The organism is Flavobacterium cyanobacteriorum (assembly GCF_002251835.1).
Taxonomy (GTDB): domain Bacteria; phylum Bacteroidota; class Bacteroidia; order Flavobacteriales; family Flavobacteriaceae; genus Flavobacterium; species Flavobacterium cyanobacteriorum.
The window spans coordinates 1-2,658 of record NZ_NOXV01000097.1; the positions used below are offsets into that span (position 1 = coordinate 1).

3 protein-coding genes are annotated in these 2,658 nt (G+C 46.8%); all 3 read left to right on the top strand.

Annotated elements, in window-relative coordinates:
- Nucleotides 1-516, top strand: a 516-nt coding sequence (locus CHU92_RS01080; protein ID WP_207759782.1) for a PcfJ domain-containing protein, incomplete at its 5' end; no start/stop codon positions are given.
- Between the two features lie 130 nt (nucleotides 517-646).
- Nucleotides 647-2,044 (top strand): RtcB family protein, encoded by a 1,398-nt coding sequence (locus CHU92_RS01085; protein WP_094411741.1) that lies wholly within the window; start codon nucleotides 647-649, stop codon nucleotides 2,042-2,044.
- 39 nt (nucleotides 2,045-2,083) lie between these two features.
- On the top strand, nucleotides 2,084-2,658 hold a 575-nt coding region (locus tag CHU92_RS01090; RefSeq protein ID WP_094411743.1), incomplete at its 3' end, for a tetratricopeptide repeat protein.

Below are 2,658 nucleotides of genomic sequence, written 5' to 3' on the forward strand. Positions count from 1 at the left end.
AGGGCTAAGCCCGGCAGCCGGTGCTTACCTGCCATCTTTGGTGAGGTACTGCCTTTTCTCAAACTCAGCCAAAATTTGTTACCGCAACTACTTTCTCATTTTTGGCAAAACTCAGTGGCTTTGTATGAAGAAGGTTATGAAATGGAACACTGTGTGGCAGATTATACTTATGATTGTATGGACGGCCACTCGGCTATCTTCTCGCTAAGGAAATTCACACCAGGTGTAAAAGGCTTTGAAATACTTGCCACGCTGCAAGTAATCCCTGAAACAAAAGCCATTGTTCAGGCAAAAGCTAAGTACAATGACTTTATTTCTGCCGAAGCAGAAGAAATAGTGGCTTTGTGGGCTAAGCAGGAAGGACTTGTTTTAGATTATCATGAGGATTATGCTCCTCCTGCAGAAGCAGATGTTGCTGTTCATCAGGTTCCTGAAAAAGAGTTAAGCTTTTGGTGGTTTGTACTAGTTAATGTGCTAATGCAAATACTGATAAGGGCTTGTGATAATGCGATATAAAATGTCCCGGGTAAGCTTTGTCATTCTGACGAAGGAAGAATATCTAATAAATTATAGAGCTTCTTCATATAGTTAATTATCCTGACAAAGAAAGACCACGGCAAGCAGGCCTGTAAAAAAATTAAAAAAAATGGCAAAATTAAAATTAAAGGATAAGGACCTGATAGATATAGGCTACCCACAGAATAAATCAATAAGTATTGCGCTTGATGTGGCGCAAACGCATTTTAAGAAAGAAACCAAACAAAAGGTTTTGGGCCACCTGAAAGGGGTGGTTGACAATCCGGAGCTGTTCATCGGCCACGGTATGTTTGGCAAAATAGCCGAGGCATTACTCGAAGCTAAAAAGACCGAAGCCCGTGCATTAAACGCTACGCGTGCGCCTTTTACCATTTTTGGTGAAAATGAGATTGAGGAAGGCGCCAAGGAGCAGCTGTTCACGGCGCTGAAGCTTCCGGTTTCCAAAAAAGGTGCGCTGATGCCTGACGGCCACTCCGGTTACGGGTTACCGATAGGCGGTGTGCTGGCTACTGAAAATGCCGTAATACCGTATGGCGTAGGTGTGGACATAGGCTGCCGCATGTGCCTGAGCATATTTGATGTTGACCCCTCTTATATTGAGGGGCACCAGGACAAGTATGTGAACATACTGCAGAACCACACAAAGTTCGGCCCCAACGAGGTGCAGAAGAACCCTGGCGACCATGAGCTTTTTGAGCGGGATGAGTTCCGCACCATCCCGTTTGTAAAGCGGCTTAAGGACAAAGCGTGGCAACAGCTGGGCAGCTCGGGCGGGGGTAACCACTTTGTGGAATTTGGCATTGTAGAAGTGCTAAGTGATAACAACCAAATTAACGTGCCAGCGGGTAAGTATGTGGGCGTACTGTCGCACAGCGGGTCGCGCGGGCTTGGCGCTAACATAGCCAAAAACTGGACCGACCTTGCGATGAAGCACACGCCCCTGCCTAAGGAGGCGCGCCATTTGGGCTGGCTTGACCTTGACACGCACGACGGGCAGGAGTACTGGCTGGCCATGAACCTGGCCGGTGATTATGCCTCGGCATGCCACCACGACATCCACCGCCGTATTGCCAAAGCTATGGGTGAGCGGCCAATGGCCATGATAGAGAACCACCACAACTTTGCGTGGAAAGAAATTGTTGATGGCCAGGAACTGATTGTGCACCGTAAAGGCGCCACACCGGCACAGGAAAATGTGCTGGGTATCATTCCTGGGTCTATGACTGCACCCGGCTATATTGTAAAGGGCAAGGGCAACCCGCTGTCATTAAGTTCAGCATCACATGGTGCTGGCCGGCAGATGTCGCGCACAGTAGCCAAGAAGACCATTACACAAAGCGAACTTAAAAAGGTGCTGAAAGATAATGGGGTAACGCTGCTTGGGGCAGGCCTTGACGAAGCGCCTATGGCTTACAAGGATATAAGGAAAGTTATGGCGCTGCAAACGGAACTGGTGGATGTATTAGGCACATTTATGCCAAAAATAGTCCGTATGGACAAAGGATAAAGTATAACAAAAAGCCGGAAACGGCAAACAATAAGAGCTATGGGAATTAATACCTACGAAGTGATGTACATCCAGGCAAGGGATAAATACCCTTACGATGTGGATGAGTGCATAGAGAAGCTGCAATATGTTATTGCGGCAGATGATGAGCATGCCGGCGCGCACTGCCTTATGGGCCGTATATATGAAGAGCAGCTTGAGGACTACAGGCAGGCCGAGTATTATTACAGGATGACATTGTACCTGGACAGGAACTATGCCCCTGTATATGGCCACCTGGCACGCCTGCTGATACATTTGGGCGAGCTTGAGGAAGCGCACAATATAATAGAGAAAGGCCAGAATGTTAAAGGCGCTGACACAGCGTTACTAACCTACCTTAAGGGTGTGCTGTATGAAAAATATGAAATGTACAGCACAGCTATCGGCCTGTATGAAGAGGCAAAAAGGCACTGCCTCAACAACAGCTTTATGTATAACATGGACGAGCAGATTAAAAGGGTTAAAGAAAAAAAAGCCCTTTTGAAAAAGCTGTCTAAAAAGAAGGATAAAGACAAATTCAAAAAAGAAGAAGCCGTCTCACAACTTGAGACGGTTTTTTTACGTTTTTCTTG